The following is a 16,804-nucleotide window of genomic DNA, read 5'->3' on the forward strand; positions in this document are numbered from 1 at the left end:
TGCTATTGAAAATATAGCTATCAGCGCTTGTCCATCAAGCGCTAGCGGCCAAAAAACTTGAAAGAGGAAGGCGCGGGCTCAGAAGCACGCCCACATCTGGTCGGCCAGCATCACCATGAAGTCCGGCACCGTGTACATGCCAAACACCGCCAGGCACAGCACCACCGCCGTGATCCAGCCAAGCCAGCGCCATACCCGTGGCACGCTGCTGCCGGGCGGGGTGGTGGATGCGCTGACGGTGGGCATGAAGAAGTTCTTTGCAGGGGATGGTCAGGCAGGTTGGGCTGCGCCGCGCTGGATGGGGCTTTCCCGGACCGGCAGGTTTACCAGCCCGGCAAAAATACCCAGGCCGATGGCGATGTACCAGACGATATCGTAGCTGCCCGTCGCGTCATACAGATAGCCCCCCAGCCACACGCCCAGGAAGCTGCCGATCTGGTGGCTGAAGAACACGAAGCCGCCCAGCATCGACAGATGCTGCACGCCAAAGATTTGCGCGATGGTGGCGTTGGTGGGCGGGATGGTAGACAGCCACAGCGTGCCCATCACCGCCGAGAACACATACACCGACAGCGGCGACAGCGGCACCAGCACGAACACGCTGATGGCCGCAGCCCGCGCAAAGTAGATAAAAGCAAGGATGAACCGCTTGGGCATGCGCTGGCCCAGCGTGCCGGCCACATAGGTGCCCAGCACATTGAACAGGCCAATCAGCGCCAGTGCATAGCTGGCCACCTGGGGCGACAGGCCGTGGTCCTTGAGGTAGCTGGGCATGTGCACGCCGATGAACACCACCTGGAATCCACAGACGAAGTAGCCCGCCATCAACAGGTTGAAACTGGGGTAGCGGAACGCCTCGCCCAGCGCTTGCAGGATCGTCTGCTCGCGCTTGACCGGGGCCGCTCCCGCGAAGTTGGGCTCGCGCAGCCCAAAGGCCAGCGGCACGATGAGCAGCACCATCAAGGACAACGCCAGCAACGCCTGCTGCCAACCCAATCCGGCAATCAGCCAGCCTTCCACCGGCACCATGAGGAACTGGCCGAACGAGCCAGCCGCCGCGGCCACACCCATGGCCCAGGACCGGCGTTCGGGTGCAATCTGGCGCCCCAGCACACCGTAGATCACGGCGTAGGTGGTGCCTGCCTGGGCCGCGCCAATCAGCACGCCCGCCGTCAGCGCAAACAGCGTGGGCGTGGGCGACAGTGCCATGCCCGCCAGGCCCAGGCCGTACAGCACGGCACCGCCCATCAGCACGCGGAACGCGCCAAACCGGTCGGCCACCATGCCCGCAAAAATGCCGATCAGGCCCCAGGACAGGTTCTGGATGGCAATTGCCAGTGCGAACGACTGGCGCGTCCAGCCCATCTCCTGGGTGATGGGCAAGAGCCAGAGTCCGAAGCCGTGGCGGATGCCCATCGACAGGGTCACGATGGCCGCGCCGCAGGCCAGCACCTGGAACATGGACAGTTTGGGAGGATTCGTATGCATGCGCAGGAATGTAGCCAGATTGCGTGAAACGTGCTGATACACCGGGGACCAATACAGTTGGCAGCAGGGGCGAAGGTGGGGCTGGTTTTATATCCAGCTATTGCTGCGTTGCCGCACTACAATCCGCCCCATGTCTGCCAAACCGTCTTCTGCATCCGCCAGCGAATATTCCGAAGGCTCGATCCGCGTGCTCAAGGGCCTGGAGCCCGTCAAGCAACGCCCGGGCATGTACACCCGCACCGACAACCCCCTGCACATCGTTCAGGAGGTGCTGGACAACGCGGCCGACGAGGCGCTGGCCGGGCACGGCAAGAAGATCCGCGTCACGCTGCATGCCGACGGCTCGGTCAGCGTGGAGGACGACGGCCGGGGCATTCCGTTTGGCATGCACCCCGAGGAAAACGCCCCGGTGATCGAACTGGTGTTCACCCGGCTGCACGCGGGTGGCAAGTTCGACAAGGGCAAGGGCGGCGCCTACAGCTTCTCGGGCGGCCTGCACGGCGTGGGCGTGAGTGTGACCAACGCTTTGGCCACACGGCTGGAGGCGACGAGCTACCGCGAAGGCAAGGCGGCACGCCTGGTGTTCTCGGCCGGTGACGTGATCGAACCCCTGGTGGCCCGGCCGCTGGAGGCGGGCGAACGCAAGCAGGGCACCTCGGTGCGCGTGTGGCCCGACGCCAAGTATTTCGAGTCGAGCGCGTTGCCCATGGGCGAGTTGACCCACCTGCTGCGCAGCAAGGCGGTGCTCATGCCGGGCGTCACGGTGCAGCTTGTCAACGAGAAAACCCGCGACACGCAAACCTGGCAGTACAAGGGCGGCCTGCGCGACTACCTCATGCAGACGCTCAACGGCGACCCGGTGATCCCGCTGTTTGAAGGCGAGGGTTTTGCCGACCGCAACAACGAAAGTTTTGCCGAAGGCGAGGGCGCATCCTGGTGTGTCGCCTTCACCGAAGACGGCCAGCCCGTGCGCGAGAGCTACGTCAACCTGATTCCCACGAGCGCGGGCGGCACGCACGAGAGCGGCCTGCGCGACGGCCTGTTCAATGCGGTCAAGAGCTTCATCGAGCTGCACAGCCTGCTGCCCAAGGGTGTGAAGCTGCTGCCCGAGGACGTGTTTGCGCGCGCCAGCTATGTCCTCTCAGCCAAGGTGCTCGACCCGCAGTTCCAGGGCCAGATCAAGGAGCGCCTGAACTCGCGCGACGCGGTGCGGCTGGTCAGCGGCTTTGTGCGCCCCGCGCTCGAACTCTGGCTCAACCAGCACGTTGAATACGGCAAGAAGCTTGCCGAGCTGGCCATCAAGGCCGCGCAGACTCGCCAGAAGGCGGGCCAGAAGGTCGAAAAACGCAAGGGCTCCGGCGTGGCCGTGTTGCCCGGCAAGCTCACCGACTGCGAAAGCAAGGACATCGCCCACAACGAAGTCTTCCTGGTCGAGGGCGACTCGGCTGGCGGCAGCGCCAAGATGGGCCGCGACAAGGAAAGCCAGGCCATCCTGCCGCTGCGCGGCAAGGTGCTCAACACCTGGGAGGTGGAGCGCGACCGCCTGTTTGCCAACAACGAAATCCACGACATCTCGGTGGCCATCGGCGTTGATCCGCATGGCTCCAACGACACGCCGGATTTGAGCGGCCTGCGCTACGGCAAGGTTTGCATCTTGAGTGACGCCGACGTGGATGGCTCGCACATCCAGGTGCTGCTGCTCACGCTCTTCTTCCGCCACTTCCCCAAGCTCATCGAAACCGGTCACATCTACGTGGCGCGCCCGCCGCTGTTCCGCGTGGATGTACCCGCGCGCGGCAAGAAGCCCGCCGCCAAGATGTATGCGCTGGACGATGGCGAACTGACTGCCATCCTCGACAAGTGCGCCAAGGACGGTGTGCCCAAAGAGAAGTGCCAGATCAGCCGCTTCAAGGGCCTGGGCGAGATGAACGCCGAGCAGCTGTGGGAAACCACGCTCAACCCCGACACCCGCCGCCTGCTGCCCGTGCAGCTGGGCGACATGGACTTTGCCGCCACCGAGGGTCTCATCACCAAGCTCATGGGCAAGGGCGAAGCCGCCGCGCGCCGTGAGCTGATGGAGTTGCATGGCGATGCGGTCGAGATCGATATCTGACCGCATCGACGCGCTCCGCCCGGTGTTTGTGATCAAAATATGAATAAAAACAGTGCCCTGCGCTTGTCTGTATTGGGTTTGCTGCTATGTTTTGTGCAGCAAGTGGCCCATGCGGACCTGTGGGCGCATGTGGACGAGCGTGGCGTGACGCACTTTGCGGCCGAGCAGGTCGATGCGCGCTACCAGCTGTTTTTTCGCGGCAACGACTTTGACTCCACCCGCGATGCGCCTGCCAATGCGTCGCCCATGCCCTATGCGCTGCCCGCAGCGGGCGCGCGCCTGCTGGCCTTTTTTGACATCGCCCCCGACTACAAACGCGTCAAACACCACCTGCGCGCTGCGTCCGCCAAACACGGTGTGGACTACGAGCTGCTGCAGGCCGTGATCGCGACCGAGTCCGGCTTTGACGCCACCGCCGTGTCGCCCAAGGGCGCCGTGGGCCTGATGCAGGTGATGCCCGCCACCGCCAACCGCTTTGGCGTGAGCAGCGACGCCAAGCGCACGGTGGAACAGAAGCTGGCCGACCCGGCGGTGAATGTGCCCACTGGCACCCGTTACCTGCGCCACCTGCTGGACCTGTTCCCCGGCCGCATGGACCTGGCCGTGGCGGCCTACAACGCCGGTGAAGGTGCGGTACAGCGCGCGGGCAACCAAATCCCCGCGTACAAGGAAACGCAGAGCTACGTGCGCACCGTGCTGGGCCTGTATGCCCAGCTCAAGCCCCCGGCACCCGTGCTGGCACAGCGTGCAGCGCCTGGCCGCGTACGCATGGAGCTCTCGGGCGGTGCCACCAACAGGGGCAACCTGCCGCCCACCCGCGTCGCGCAGACACGCGACCAGAACCTGAATCAAGAACCTGTAGTTAACGAATGAGCGACCAACCGACTTTGGATTTCACCACCGCAGGCGATGACGGGGGTGACTCCCTGGGCCTGGCGGGCTATGCCCAGCGCGCCTACCTTGAATACGCACTGTCGGTCGTCAAGGGCCGCGCGTTGCCCGATGTGTGCGACGGTCTCAAGCCCGTGCAGAGGCGCATCCTTTATTCGATGGACCGCATGGGCCTGGGCTACAGCGGCCCCACGCGCAATACTGCCGCCAAGCCGGTCAAGAGCGCCCGCGTGGTGGGCGATGTGCTGGGCCGCTTCCACCCGCATGGTGACCAGTCGGCCTACGACGCGCTGGTGCGCATGGCGCAGGACTTTGCGCAGCGCTACCCGCTCATCGACGGCCAGGGCAACTTCGGCAGCCGCGATGGCGATGGCGCTGCCGCCATGCGCTACACCGAGGCGCGCCTGTCGCGCATCACCAGCCTGCTGCTCGATGAAATCGACGAAGGCACCGTGGATTTCATGCCCAACTACGACGGCAGCACCGAGGAGCCGCGCCAGTTACCCGCCCGCCTGCCGTTTGCGTTGCTCAACGGCGCCAGCGGCATCGCCGTGGGCCTGGCCACCGAAATCCCCAGCCACAACCTGCGCGAGATTGCCGACGCCTGCATTGCGCTCATCAAGACACCTTCGCTGAGCCAGGACGAGCTGCTGGCCATCGTGCCCGGGCCCGACTACCCCGGCGGTGGCCAGATCATCAGCAGCCCCGGCGACATTGCCGATGCCTACCGCACCGGCCGGGGCAGCCTCAAGGTGCGCGCGCGCTGGAAGATCGAGGAACTGGCGCGTGGCCAGTGGCAACTGGTGGTCAACGAATTGCCACCGGGCGTGAGCACGCAGCGCGTGCTCGAAGAGATCGAGGAAATCACCAACCCCAAAGTCAAGGCCGGCAAGAAGGCGCTGAGCCAGGACCAGACGCAACTGAAGGCCAGCATCCTGGCCGTGCTGGATGTCGTGCGCGACGAATCCAGCAAAGACGCCCCCGTGCGCCTGGTGTTCGAGCCCAAGACGGGCAAGACCCCGCAGCAGGAGCTGATCACCGCGCTGCTGGCGCACACCAGCCTGGAGACCTCGGCCCCCATCAACCTCACCATGGTGGGGCTCGACGGCAAGCCGGTGCAAAAGTCGCTGCGGGTGATGCTGGAAGAGTGGATCGCCTTCCGCCAGACAACGATCACGCGCCGCAGCCAGCACCGCCTGAACAAGGTGCTCGAGCGCATCCACATCCTCGAAGGGCGGCAGACCGTGCTGCTCAACATCGACGAGGTGATCGCCATCATCCGTGCGGCCGAGGAGCCCAAGGCCGCGCTGATTGCGCGCTTCAACCTCAGCGATCGACAGGCCGAAGACATCCTTGAAATTCGCCTGCGCCAGCTTGCGCGGCTCGAAGCCATCAAGATCGAGCAGGAACTGAAAGAACTGCGCGAAAGCCAGGGCAAGCTAGAAGACATTCTGAACAACCCCGGCTCGCTGCGCCGCACCATGGTCAAGGAGATCGAGGCCGACGCCAAGACCTTTGCCGATGCGCGCCGCACGCTGATCCAGGCCGAGAAAAAGGCTGTGGCCGAAGTGAAGGTGGTGGACGAGCCCGTCACGGTGATCGTCTCGCAAAAAGGCTGGGTGCGCGCTCGCACCGGCCATGGCCACGAGGCTGCCAGTTTTGCCTTCAAGGCGGGCGATGGCCTGTATGGCACGTTTGAATGCCGCACGGTCGATACCTTGCTGGCCTTTGGCAGCAATGGCCGCGTGTACTCGGTGGCGGTGTCATTGCTGCCCGGCGCACGCGGTGACGGCCAGCCGGTGACCACGCTGATTGAGTTGGAAGCCGGCACCCAACTGCTGCACTACTTTGCAGGGCCCGCCAACGCCATGCTGCTGCTGTCCAACTCCGGTGGCTACGGCTTTCTGGCGGCGGTGGAGAACATGGTCTCGCGCCAGAAGGGCGGCAAGGCCTTCCTCACTTTGGGCGAGGGCGAGACGGTGTGTGTGCCTTCGCATGCTGCGGGCACCACGGGCAGCAAGCCCGTGCTGCCTGCCACGCATGTGGCCTGTGCCTCCACGGGCGGGCGCATCCTCACGTTCGAGATCACCGAGCTGAAAACCATGGTCAACGGCGGTCGCGGGCTGATGCTGATTGACCTGGAAGACAAGGACCAGCTGGCGGGAGCCGCAGCCTACACACGCAGCATTCGCCTGGATGGCATTGGCCGGGGCGGCAAGCAGCGCGACGAGACGCTCGAGATCCGCAGCCTGAACAACGCCCGCGCTGCACGCGGCCGCAGGGGCAAGGCGGCGGACCTGGGCTTCAAGCCCAACGCAGTGACGCGCGTGGAGTAAGACTGTGGCGTCGCGCTCACCCACGCTGGATGAGCTGCGCCGCTACGCGATTGCGCGCAGCCTGTTCAAACCGCTGACGCTGCCCGGCGCAATCCGCAAGCTGGGGTTTGTGCAGGCTGACCCGATGCGAGCACCCGCGCGGGCGCAGGACCTGATTTTGCGTCTGCGGGTGCGCGACTACCGCGCGGGTGACCTGGAACGCCGCTACGAGCGCTTGGGTATTGAAGAAGACGCCTTCGTTAACTACGGCTTTGTGTCCCGCCAGATGCTGGCGCTGCTGCACCCGCGCACGCCCCGCAGGCCGTGGGACGCCGCCACTACCGAACGTGCGCTTGAGGTGCTGGCGTTTGTGCAGGAGCGGGGCATGGTGCACCCGCGCGAAGTGAGCGAAGCGTTTGCGCACCATGGCCGCGTGGCGGGCTACTGGGGCGGCGAGCTCAATGCCAGCACACGCCTGCTGGATGCGATGCACCACCACGGCTGGTTGCGGGTGTGCCGCCGCGAGTCGGGCACTCGGGTGTATGCACCCGTTGCGCACCCCGAGCAGGACGTCAGCTCCGCCGCACGTTTGGCCCGCGCCGAAGCCCTGGTGGATCGCATCGTGGCGCTGTATGCCCCGTTGCCTGCCCCCAGCCTGGGCTACCTGGTCACGCTGCTGCGCTATGGCGCACCGCAGCTGGCTGCCGAGGCGCGCGCGGTGGCCAAGGCCGCACCGTCACGCTACGGCCATGCGGTGGTCGATGGAACCACCTGGTTTTGGCCTGTCGCTGAAAGTCCGGCATCGCGCCGCCACCAGCCGGATAACGGCGTGCGGCTATTGGCACCGTTCGATCCCGTGGTGTGGGACCGACGCCGCTTCGAGATGCTGTGGGGCTGGGCGTACCGGTTCGAGGCGTATGTACCGGCGCCCAAGCGCACCATGGGCCACTATGCGTTGCCGGTGCTGTGGGGCGAACAGATGGTGGGCTGGGCCAACCTGCGCGTGGAGCGCGGTCGGCTGCAGCATGCTCTGGGTTTTGTGGCCGGGCGCCCACCACGCGACGCGGGGTTCCGGCGCGCGCTGGGCGAGGAACTGGCGCGTTTTGAGGCCTTCCTCGGCTCCGCAGCCTGACAGCCCGCTCATGCACCCGGCACCCCGGGCCTGCGAGTTAGCACCCGTCGCCAGTTTTTTTCAGGGTGTTGCAGCAGGCGACAGGGGCCGCTGGCACCGCGCTTTTATCGACGATGGGCGTACAGATGGCATGCGAATGGGGCATTCGCCCGAGCGACACGACTTGCTGAAACCCCGTGGCCGAACTCTGGCGGCGCGATGATGCACGCCCCGGGAGGTGTGCTGGGGCCCATGCAGGCAGGGCAGACCCTGATGTGCAGTGACGGAGTTTGTGCAATCGTGAAAAAGCGTGCAACATCTGTACACAAACACAACGCTTCAGGAGGCAACCATGCCCAAGCATCTTCGGATGGCTCACAAGCTCTGGCTGGCGGTGATTTTGATTGTGGTCATGCTGGTGGCGGTGGTGGGCTTTGCGGCCTACCGGTCTGCCAAGGTACAGGCCCATGCTGATGCGGTGAGCAAAGACATGGAGTCGCGCGTGCAGGCGGCATTGCGCTGGTCGGGTCTTACCGAGACCAATGCCGCCAGAACCCAGGCCCTGATCGTCAGCAGCGACCCGGCCGTCGAAGCCGAGTTCAAGGATGTGATCACGGCCACATCGGCGCAGATAAGCGAAGTGCAAAAGTCGCTGGAATCCATGGCCCTGTCAGAGGCCGACAAGCAGCAGATGGCCAAGATCGCCGCTGCGCGCAAGACCATGATCGACCTGCGCGGCGAGGCCCGCAAACTCAAGAGCGATGGGCAGCAAGAACAGGCTGTGACGTTGATCACCCAGAAGTACAACCCTTCGGTGGCGGCCTACACCACCACGCTGCGTGAGTTCGTTCAGCAGCAGCAGCAAGGCGCCGAGGCCGTTCAGAAGCAGATGGCGGCAGAGCGCATGCTGACGGTCAAGATTGCTGCCGTGGCCGTGGGCCTGCTGCTGCTGGCCATCATTGTGGGTGCCTACTACCTGATCGGCAGCATCCAGCGGCCCCTGGAGGAGGCCAACGGGCTGGCCGAACGCATTGCCGGGGGCGACCTGAGCATGCAGGAATCCGTGACCCGGGGCGACGAGTTTGGCGACCTGCTGCGTTCGCTGTATGCCATGAGCAGCGCCTTGGGTCGCATGGTGCACCAGGTGCGCCAGAGCACCGACAGCATCGCCATCGCCAGCGCCGAGATCGCTACGGGCAACCACGACCTGTCGGCCCGCACCGAGCAGACCTCCAGCAACCTGCAGCAGACAGCGGCCGCCATGGAGCAGTTCACCAGCACCATCCAGCAAAGCGCAGGCAGTGCGCAGCAGGCCAGCAGCCTGGCGGCGGGCGCCACGGGCGTGGCGCGCCGGGGCGGCGAGGTGGTGAACCAGGTGGTGGCCACGATGGAGGACATCAACCACAGCAGCAAGAAGATCGCGGACATCATTGGCGTGATTGATGGCATAGCGTTTCAGACCAACATCCTCGCGCTGAACGCCGCTGTGGAAGCTGCCCGCGCGGGTGAGCAGGGCCGGGGTTTTGCGGTGGTGGCCAGCGAGGTGCGCAGCCTTGCCCAGCGCAGCGCCGAGGCCGCCAAGGAGATCAAGTTGCTCATCAGTGCATCGGTCGAGAAGGTGGAGACGGGCTCGCGCCTGGTGTCGGACGCGGGCACCACCATGACCGACATCGTGCAGTCGGTGCAGCGCGTGACCGACATGATTGGCGAGATCACCGCAGCATCGTCCGAACAGAGTGCGGGGGTGTCGCAGGTCAACAAGGCGATCAGCAACCTCGACCAGATGACGCAACAGAATGCGGCGCTGGTGGAAGAAAGCGCCGCCGCCGCCCAGAGCCTGCGTGAGCAGGCAGACCACCTGGCGCGCGAGGTGTCCATGTTCAAGGTGAATGCCGCCAGCTATGGGCCCGCGCAGGCGGCCATTGGTGCGGCGCGCGCTACGGCTGCCCAGCGGCCACAGGCACCCGCCGCTACCGCTGTCCCCTCGGCACCCGCACGGCCTGCACCGGGTTCTGGTGCGAAGGCACTCCACGGCACGCCCGCTGCGGTGGCCAAGGCTCCGGCTGCAGCGGCCGCTGTTGCCAAGGTATCTGCCGCACCCGCCAGCCGCAAGCCCGCGGTGGCCCAGGGATCGGAAGAGGACTGGGAGTCTTTCTGACGCTCTGACAACTGGCAGCCATGGTGTCATGGCGGCTGGGAGGGGCGTATCCGTCACCGCCCAGCGCAGAAAACAAAAAAACCCATGGCAGTCATGCCATGGGTTTTTTTTTGGTGAGGGGGGTGGGGTCTGTCAGGCCAGCTCTGCGATCAGCTCGATTTCCACGCAGGCGCCCAGGGGGATCTGCGCCACGCCAAAAGCGCTGCGGGCGTGCACGCCTTTTTCGCCAAAGACCTGGCCCAGCAGTTCGCTGGCACCGTTGGTCACCAGGTGCTGCTCGGTGAAATCACCCGTGGAATTCACCAGGCTCATGACCTTGACGATGCGCTTGACGCGGTTGAGGTCGCCGCCACAGGCAGCCTGCAACGTGCCCATGAGGTCAATTGCTACCGAGCGTGCAGCTTCCTTGCCTTCTTCGGTGCCGATATCGCGGCCAAACTGCGCGGCCCAGGGCTTGCCGTCCTTGCGTGCGATGTGGCCGGACAGGAACACCAGGTTGCCCGTCTGTACATAGGGCACATAGGCGGCAGCGGGCACCGACACGGGGGGCAGGGTGATGTTGAGTTCTTTCAGCTTGTCGTAAACGCTCATGGTCTTTCCTCGGTTTGGCGTGAAGGTGGATGGCGGGGGCTGGCCGGTGCAGGTGCGCCGGCATGGCCTGCTGGTCAGCGCGGTGGCTTCGCGGTCCGGCGGCACCCGGATGGCCGCGAGTGTTACACAGCCTGGTGTGCAGAATCCAGCGGCCAGCCCCCAGGCATCGCATTAGCATCAGCCCATGCCCGCCATAAGCGCCCCTAATGCCATTTCATCCGCCCCTGTGGGCCTGGATGGCGCCGTGGCCAGCGAAAGCTCCGCGATGGTCGCCGCCGTTCCCTGGCGCTTGCCTGCGTGGCTGCTGGGGGCCGTATTGGGGGCCGCGCTGCAGCTACAGCAGCCGGTGTTGTGGCCCGGGGTGGTCTACGGGGCGGTTCTGGTGGCGGCGTGTGTGGTGGGCGGGTGCGCGCGGGCAGCGTCCAGACGCAGCAGATGGGGCGCTCATGCTGCCACTGCGCTGGCCGTGGGCGCCGGAGTGCTGGTGATGTTCGCCCTGTGTGGGCTGCGCGCTGTGGACTATGCGGCCCAGGGCCTTGCGCCCGCGCTGGAGGGCCAGGACATCCGGGTGACCGGCGTGGTGGCGGCCATGCCGCAGACCAACGAGGTTGGCACCCGCATCCGCGTGGACGTGGAGGCCGCGCGCCTGAACGGTGCCCCGGTGACGCTGCCGCCGCGCATCGATGTGGCCTGGTACGGCGGCCCGTTCCGCGATGCGGCCGGAACCTTGGACCTGCAGCGTCCACCGCCCGCCCTGAAAGCCGGCGACCGCTGGGCGTTGACGGTGCGCCTGAAGGCGCCGCACGGGCTGCGCAACCCCCATGGTTTTGACTACGAGTTGTGGATGTGGGAGCAGGGCGTGCAGGCCACAGGCTACGTGCGTGCAGGGCCCAAGGACGAGCCGCCCGAGTTTGTGACAGCAACCTGGCTGCATCCGGTGGAGCGGGCGCGGCAGTCGGTGCGCGATGCGATCCTGGAGCGCCTGGCGGGCGACCAGGATGGCAGTGACCCTGCCCGCACGCGCGTTGCGGGCGTGGTGGCGGCGTTGGTGACGGGTGACCAGCGCGCCATTGACCGTGCCGATTGGGATGTGTTCCGCGCCACGGGCGTGGCTCACCTCATGAGCATCTCCGGGCTTCACATCACCTTGTTTGCCTGGCTGGCCGCGCTGGTGGTGGGTGCCCTGTGGCGGCGTTCCACCCGGCTGTGCCTGGCGGTGCCCGCGCCCTCCGCAGCACTGGCCGCCGGGGTGGTGCTGGCGGCAGCCTACGCGCTGTTCAGCGGCTGGGGCGTGCCTGCACAGCGCACGGTGATCATGCTGGCGGCCATTGCCGTGCTGCAGCTCAGCGGCCGCCGCTGGCCCTGGCCGCAGGTGTGGCTGTGGGCCTGTGCAGCTGTGGTGGTGGCAGACCCGTGGGCGCTGGCGCAGGCAGGATTCTGGCTGAGCTTTGTGGCGGTGGGTATTCTGTTCGCTACTAATTCAATAGCTGGTAGCGCTTATCCAACCAGCGCTAGGCACCATTTTTATGCATTGATTCGGGAGCAGTGGGTGGTGACGCTGGCGCTCACGCCCCTGACCCTGCTGCTGTTTGGCCAGGTGTCGGTGGTGGGTTTTGCCGCCAACCTGGTGGCGATTCCCTGGGTCACCCTGGTGGTCACCCCGCTGGCGTTGGGCGGCGTGCTGTGGGCGCCCTTGTGGAGCCTGGCCGCCCTCAGTTTGCAGCCGCTGGCAGCTCTGCTGCAATGGCTGGCGTTGTGGCCCTGGGCCGTGGTCTTCCTGCCTGCCGCGCCGTTGTGGGCGGGCATGCTGGCCGTGGCCGGAGGCGCGCTGCTGGCCACGCGCCTGCCCTGGCGGCTGCGGCTGCTGGCATTTCCCCTCCTGTGGCCCGCGCTGTGGTGGCAGCCGGTGCGCCCGGCGGCAGGGCAGTTTGAACTGCTGGCCGCAGACATCGGCCAGGGCAATGCGGTGCTGGTGCGCACCGCCACCCACACGCTGCTGTACGACGCAGGGCCGCGTTTCAGCCGCGAGAGCGACGCGGGCCACCGCGTGCTGGTGCCGCTGCTGCGGGCACTGGGGGAGCGCGTGGACACCCTCATGCTCAGCCACCGCGATGCAGACCACACCGGCGGTGCGGCCGCGGTGCTGGCGCAGCAGTCGCATGCGGAGCTGGTGGGCTCGATCGAGGCAGAGAACACCTTGCAGGCCTTGCGCCCAGTCCAGCCCTGCCTGGCGGGCCAGCGCTGGGAATGGGATGGTGTGGCTTTCGAAGTGCTGCACCCGCAGCCGGACGACGCGGCGGTGCGCAGCGTGCGCCCCAATGCGCTGAGCTGTGTGCTGCGCATCACCTCCGCCGGGCCGCAGGGCGTGTCGGCCTTGCTGGTGGGCGACATCGAAGCCCCGCAGGAACAGGCCCTGCTGGCGCGCGGTGCGGCGCTCCAGGCCGACCTGCTGCTGGTGCCCCACCACGGCAGCAAGACATCGTCATCCCCGGCGTTTCTGGATGCCGTCCAACCGCGCACTGCTTTGGTGCAAGCCGGGTACCGCAACCGCTTTGTCCATCCAGCCCCGGAGGTGCTGCAGCGCTATCGCCTTCGCGACATCAAGGTGGTGGAGTCTTCGCGCTGTGGCGCCGCGACCTGGGCCTCTGCCAAACCCGCAGCAATAGGGTGTGAACGCGATGCGGGCCGACGCTACTGGCAGCACCAGATGGTGCCCCGGGCGGACTCAGCAGGCGCGATGCCGTAGTGCCACCAGGGGCCGTTTGCAGAGTGTGGGCGCGCAACTTGCTATCCTGTCTTCAGGAGGCCAGTTCATGCAGAAATTTGACGAGATGTACGCCATGCTGCCTTTTGATGGCAGCGATGTGCGGGAACACTACAAGCGCTACGCGCAGTGGTTGAGCAAACAGCCCCCTGATGTGATGCAGGCCCGCAGGGCCGAAGCCGAGATGATCTTCCGGCGCGTGGGCATTACCTTCGCCGTTTACGGCGCAAAGGACGAGGGCGGCGCGGGCAATGAACGGTTGATTCCGTTTGACCTGATTCCGCGCATCATTCCGGCCCATGAGTGGAGCAGCATGCAGCAGGGGCTGGTGCAGCGGGTCACGGCGCTCAATCGCTTCATCCACGACGTGTACCACGGCCAGGACATCATCCGCGCCGGCATCGTGCCCGCCGACCTCATCCTCAACAACGCGCAGTACCGGCCCGAGATGGCCGGGTTGCATGTGCCGCAGAACATCTACGCGCACATTGCCGGCATCGACATCGTGCGCGCGCCCAACGCGCAGGGCGAGGGCGAGTACTACGTGCTGGAAGACAACCTGCGCGTGCCCAGCGGCGTGAGCTACATGCTGGAAAACCGCAAGATGATGATGCGGCTCTTCCCCGAGCTTTTCAGCCTGCACAAGGTGGCGCCCGTGGCCCACTACCCCGATATGCTGCTCGAAACCCTGCGCGCCAGCGCGCCCGCAGCGGCCGACGAGCCCACGGTGGTGGTGCTCACGCCCGGCATGCACAACAGCGCGTACTTCGAACATGCCTTCCTCGCGCAGCAGATGGGCGTGGAGCTGGTCGAAGGGCAGGACCTCGTCGTCAAGGACAAGTTCGTCTACATGCGCACCACGCGCGGCCTGCAGCGGGTGGACGTGATCTACCGCCGGGTGGACGACGACTTCCTCGATCCGCAGGTCTTCCGCCGCAACTCCACGCTGGGCTGCCACGGTCTCATGGAGGCCTACCGCGCAGGCAACGTGGGCATCTGCAACGCCGTGGGAACGGGCGTGGCCGACGACAAGTCGGTGTACCCCTACGTGCCCGAGATGATCCGCTTCTACCTGGGGCAGGAGCCCATCCTCAAGAACGTGCCCACGTGGATGTGCCGCAAGCAGGAGGATCTGCAGTATGTGCTGGCCAACCTGAAGGACCTGGTCGTGAAGGAAGTGCACGGCGCGGGTGGCTACGGCATGCTGATCGGCCCGGCCGCAACGCAGGCCGAGATCGAGGACTTCCGCCGTGCGCTGCTGGCCAACCCGGCGGGCTACATCGCCCAGCCCACGCTCAGCCTGTCGAGCTGCCCGACCTATGTGGAAAGCGGCATCGCCCCGCGCCACATCGACCTGCGCCCCTTCGTGCTCAGCGGTCGCGAGGTGCAGATGGCCGCAGGGGGCCTCACGCGCGTGGCACTGCAAGAGGGCTCGCTGGTGGTGAATTCGTCGCAGGGCGGCGGCACCAAGGACACCTGGGTGCTGGGCGAGGGTGCGCCTGCCGCGCAACCCAAGGCCGTGCAATCCCAGTCGCAATCGCAGGGACAAGGTCAGTCGCAAAGTCAATCGCAAGGGAGCCTCTGAACATGCTGAGCCGCACCGCCGACCATCTGTTCTGGATGTCCCGCTACACCGAGCGGGCTGAGAACACAGCAAGAATGCTCAATGTGAGCTACGAGACTTCCCTGCTGCCCCAGGCTGCCGATGTGGCGCAGAAAGGCTGGGAGGGCCTGCTGTCCATCAGCGAGCTGATTCCTGCCTACACCGCCAAACATGGTGAAGTGACGCCCGCCAACGTGCTGGAGTTCATGGTGCACGATGGCAACAACCCGTCGTCCATCCTGTCGTGCCTGCGCGCCGCACGCGAGAACGCGCGGGCCGTGCGCGGTGCGTTGACCACCGAGGTGTGGGAGACGCAGAACCAGACCTGGCTGGAGCTGCACCGCCAGCTGGAGGGGGGCGCCTTTGAGCGCGACCCGGGGCAGTTCTTTGAATGGGTGAAGTACCGCTCGCACCTCTCACGCGGCGTGGTGCTCGGCACGATGCTGCAGGACGAGGCGTTTCACTTTTTGCGCATGGGCACCTTCCTGGAGCGCGCGGACAACACTGCGCGCCTGCTGGATGTGAAGTTCCACGCCGTGAAGAATGACTTTTTTGGCCGCCCCAGCGACCGCAACCAGGAAAGCGACTTCTACCACTGGAGCGCCATCTTGCGCAGCGTGTCGGCGTTCGAGGTGTACCGCAAGGTCTACCGCGATGTGATCACGCCGGGGCGCGTGGCCGACCTGCTGATCCTGAGCCGCGATATGCCCCGATCGCTGCACGCCTGTCTGCGCGAGGTGGTGGACAACCTGGCCGTGCTGGCCAACGGGCAGTCCGCCGAAACCAGCCGCAGGGCAGGGCGCTTGCTGGCCGACCTGCAGTACGGTCGCATCGACGAGATCCTGGCCACGGGCCTGCACGCGTTCCTCACGCAGTTCCTGGACCGGGTCAACGACCTGGGTGGCGGCATCAGCCGCGATTTTCTGGTGACGTCCGGCGATTGAAAACCAGCATGGCCGCGCCATGCAAGGCCAGCCCCGCTGCGTAGGGAATGAGCGGTGCCCAGGGAGAGCCCAGCCAGGCTCTTGCCTGCGCGCCACGCAGCCAGTCGGGCATCACTGCGCCCCAAGGGGCGTGCAGGCTCGTCTGCAGAAACCCATAGGTCGTCAGCCCCAGACCTACAGTCGCACCCAGAGCGATGCCGTAGGCCACCGGCAGCTTGCGGCGACCCGCCATGGCCATGAAGGCTGCACTGAAGAAAACCCCCAAGAACATGGTGGCCAGCCAGGCCACAGGCCACCATCCCGCATCACCCCTTCCAGACCGAGCCGCCAGCAAAGCATTGAAACCACCGATGACGCCCAGCGTCAGCAGGGGTACCAGAAAATTGCGATACCGCGCGCTCAGCCGTGCCGAATACGCATTCGGGGTTGGCGATGTTTGGGGCGTGGTAGCGCGCATTGCCAGTCATTCTTGCGCGTTGCGCCGCTGGTCGCGCAGCATGAAGAGGTAAAGGCTCTCGACCTTCTCACGTGCCCAGGGGGTTTTGCGCAAAAACTTGAGGCTGGAGCCCACGCTGGGGTCGATCTGAAAGCAGCGGATGGGGATCTGTCGGCCCAGCTCGTCCCAGCCAAAATAGTCTGCCAGGCCCACTACCATGGCTTCCAGCGTTACGCCGTGCAGGGGGTTGCGGGGCTGTTTGGCAGAAGCTGCTGGAGGTGCGGGCTCAGCAGCTTGCGCGGTGTGGCTGCCCTCGGTGGTGCGCGCGTCAGGGGTGGGGGTGGACTCGGTAGCGTTCATGGGCCCAAGCATAAAGGCCCCCGCCTGCCT

At 65.9% G+C, this 16,804-nt stretch carries 13 protein-coding genes; 8 read left to right on the forward strand and 5 right to left on the reverse strand.

Going from position 1 to position 16,804, the window contains the following annotated elements:
* Nucleotides 1-78 precede the first annotated feature (78 nt).
* Both ACQ4MJ_RS04135 and ACQ4MJ_RS04140 read right to left on the reverse strand, forming a co-directional pair.
* Complete coding sequence (locus ACQ4MJ_RS04135) at nucleotides 79-246, reverse strand: hypothetical protein (protein ID WP_176886539.1); 168 nt, start codon at nucleotides 244-246, stop codon at nucleotides 79-81.
* Between the two features lie 24 nt (nucleotides 247-270).
* Nucleotides 271-1,488: an MFS transporter gene (locus tag ACQ4MJ_RS04140; protein WP_431149858.1), complete on the reverse strand. Its 1,218-nt coding sequence runs from the start codon at nucleotides 1,486-1,488 to the stop codon at nucleotides 271-273.
* Nucleotides 1,489-1,618: 130 nt separating this feature from the next.
* Between ACQ4MJ_RS04140 and ACQ4MJ_RS04145 the strand changes: the two genes are divergently transcribed.
* The 5 genes from ACQ4MJ_RS04145 to ACQ4MJ_RS04165 all read left to right on the forward strand — a co-directional run bounded on the left by ACQ4MJ_RS04145 (nucleotide 1,619) and on the right by ACQ4MJ_RS04165 (nucleotide 10,076).
* Nucleotides 1,619-3,601, forward strand: a complete 1,983-nt coding sequence (locus ACQ4MJ_RS04145) for a DNA topoisomerase IV subunit B (protein ID WP_431149857.1) — start codon at nucleotides 1,619-1,621, stop codon at nucleotides 3,599-3,601.
* Between the two features lie 39 nt (nucleotides 3,602-3,640).
* Nucleotides 3,641-4,474, forward strand: coding sequence for a lytic transglycosylase domain-containing protein (locus ACQ4MJ_RS04150; protein WP_431149855.1), 834 nt, complete (start codon nucleotides 3,641-3,643; stop codon nucleotides 4,472-4,474).
* Nucleotides 4,471-6,828, forward strand: a complete 2,358-nt coding sequence (gene parC, locus ACQ4MJ_RS04155; protein WP_431149853.1) for a DNA topoisomerase IV subunit A — start codon at nucleotides 4,471-4,473, stop codon at nucleotides 6,826-6,828. The genes ACQ4MJ_RS04150 and parC overlap by 4 nt, the downstream gene beginning before the upstream one ends.
* 4 nt (nucleotides 6,829-6,832) lie before the next feature.
* Nucleotides 6,833-7,939 carry a DNA glycosylase AlkZ-like family protein gene (locus ACQ4MJ_RS04160; RefSeq protein ID WP_431149851.1) on the forward strand — a complete coding sequence of 369 codons (1,107 nt, stop codon included), beginning with the start codon at nucleotides 6,833-6,835 and terminating at the stop codon, nucleotides 7,937-7,939.
* 331 nt (nucleotides 7,940-8,270) lie between these two features.
* Nucleotides 8,271-10,076: a methyl-accepting chemotaxis protein gene (locus tag ACQ4MJ_RS04165; RefSeq protein ID WP_431149849.1), complete on the forward strand. Its 1,806-nt coding sequence runs from the start codon at nucleotides 8,271-8,273 to the stop codon at nucleotides 10,074-10,076.
* 132 nt (nucleotides 10,077-10,208) lie between these two features.
* Here ACQ4MJ_RS04165 and ACQ4MJ_RS04170 read toward each other — a convergent pair whose 3' ends face one another.
* Entirely contained in the window at nucleotides 10,209-10,667 is a 459-nt protein-coding gene (locus ACQ4MJ_RS04170) for a RidA family protein (RefSeq protein ID WP_121505846.1), read from the reverse strand.
* Nucleotides 10,668-10,932: 265 nt separating this feature from the next.
* On the opposite strand from ACQ4MJ_RS04170, the gene ACQ4MJ_RS04175 reads away from it, so the two are divergent.
* From ACQ4MJ_RS04175 to ACQ4MJ_RS04185, 3 genes are all read left to right on the forward strand, one after another.
* Nucleotides 10,933-13,413 (forward strand): DNA internalization-related competence protein ComEC/Rec2, encoded by a 2,481-nt coding sequence (locus ACQ4MJ_RS04175; protein ID WP_431153118.1) that lies wholly within the window; start codon nucleotides 10,933-10,935, stop codon nucleotides 13,411-13,413.
* A 67-nt stretch (nucleotides 13,414-13,480) separates the two neighbouring features.
* Complete coding sequence (locus ACQ4MJ_RS04180) at nucleotides 13,481-15,016, forward strand: circularly permuted type 2 ATP-grasp protein (protein WP_431149846.1); 1,536 nt, start codon at nucleotides 13,481-13,483, stop codon at nucleotides 15,014-15,016.
* Between the two features lie 2 nt (nucleotides 15,017-15,018).
* Nucleotides 15,019-15,978 (forward strand): alpha-E domain-containing protein, encoded by a 960-nt coding sequence (locus ACQ4MJ_RS04185; protein WP_055400923.1) that lies wholly within the window; start codon nucleotides 15,019-15,021, stop codon nucleotides 15,976-15,978.
* Here the strand turns inward: ACQ4MJ_RS04185 and ACQ4MJ_RS04190 are convergent.
* Nucleotides 15,944-16,435: a hypothetical protein gene (locus ACQ4MJ_RS04190; RefSeq protein WP_431149843.1), complete on the reverse strand. Its 492-nt coding sequence runs from the start codon at nucleotides 16,433-16,435 to the stop codon at nucleotides 15,944-15,946. The two genes, ACQ4MJ_RS04185 and ACQ4MJ_RS04190, sit on opposite strands and share 35 nt — an antisense overlap.
* Nucleotides 16,436-16,441: 6 nt before the next feature.
* Nucleotides 16,442-16,774, reverse strand: coding sequence for a VF530 family DNA-binding protein (locus ACQ4MJ_RS04195; protein WP_431149840.1), 333 nt, complete (start codon nucleotides 16,772-16,774; stop codon nucleotides 16,442-16,444).
* Between the last annotated feature and the right edge of the window lie 30 nt (nucleotides 16,775-16,804).

Source organism: Acidovorax facilis (genome assembly GCF_050626955.1).
Lineage (GTDB): Bacteria > Pseudomonadota > Gammaproteobacteria > Burkholderiales > Burkholderiaceae_C > Acidovorax > Acidovorax facilis.

Coding starts and splice junctions, on each gene's coding strand:
- ACQ4MJ_RS04150 (WP_431149855.1), top strand. CDS start 3,641: ATGAATAAAAACAGTGCCCTGCGCTTGTCTGTATTGGGTTTGCTGCTA.
- ACQ4MJ_RS04140 (WP_431149858.1), bottom strand. CDS start 1,488: ATGCATACGAATCCTCCCAAACTGTCCATGTTCCAGGTGCTGGCCTGC.
- ACQ4MJ_RS04195 (WP_431149840.1), bottom strand. CDS start 16,774: ATGAACGCTACCGAGTCCACCCCCACCCCTGACGCGCGCACCACCGAG.
- parC (WP_431149853.1), top strand. CDS start 4,471: ATGAGCGACCAACCGACTTTGGATTTCACCACCGCAGGCGATGACGGG.
- ACQ4MJ_RS04180 (WP_431149846.1), top strand. CDS start 13,481: ATGCAGAAATTTGACGAGATGTACGCCATGCTGCCTTTTGATGGCAGC.
- ACQ4MJ_RS04135 (WP_176886539.1), bottom strand. CDS start 246: ATGCCCACCGTCAGCGCATCCACCACCCCGCCCGGCAGCAGCGTGCCA.
- ACQ4MJ_RS04165 (WP_431149849.1), top strand. CDS start 8,271: ATGCCCAAGCATCTTCGGATGGCTCACAAGCTCTGGCTGGCGGTGATT.
- ACQ4MJ_RS04185 (WP_055400923.1), top strand. CDS start 15,019: ATGCTGAGCCGCACCGCCGACCATCTGTTCTGGATGTCCCGCTACACC.
- ACQ4MJ_RS04170 (WP_121505846.1), bottom strand. CDS start 10,667: ATGAGCGTTTACGACAAGCTGAAAGAACTCAACATCACCCTGCCCCCC.
- ACQ4MJ_RS04175 (WP_431153118.1), top strand. CDS start 10,933: ATGGTCGCCGCCGTTCCCTGGCGCTTGCCTGCGTGGCTGCTGGGGGCC.
- ACQ4MJ_RS04190 (WP_431149843.1), bottom strand. CDS start 16,435: ATGCGCGCTACCACGCCCCAAACATCGCCAACCCCGAATGCGTATTCG.
- ACQ4MJ_RS04145 (WP_431149857.1), top strand. CDS start 1,619: ATGTCTGCCAAACCGTCTTCTGCATCCGCCAGCGAATATTCCGAAGGC.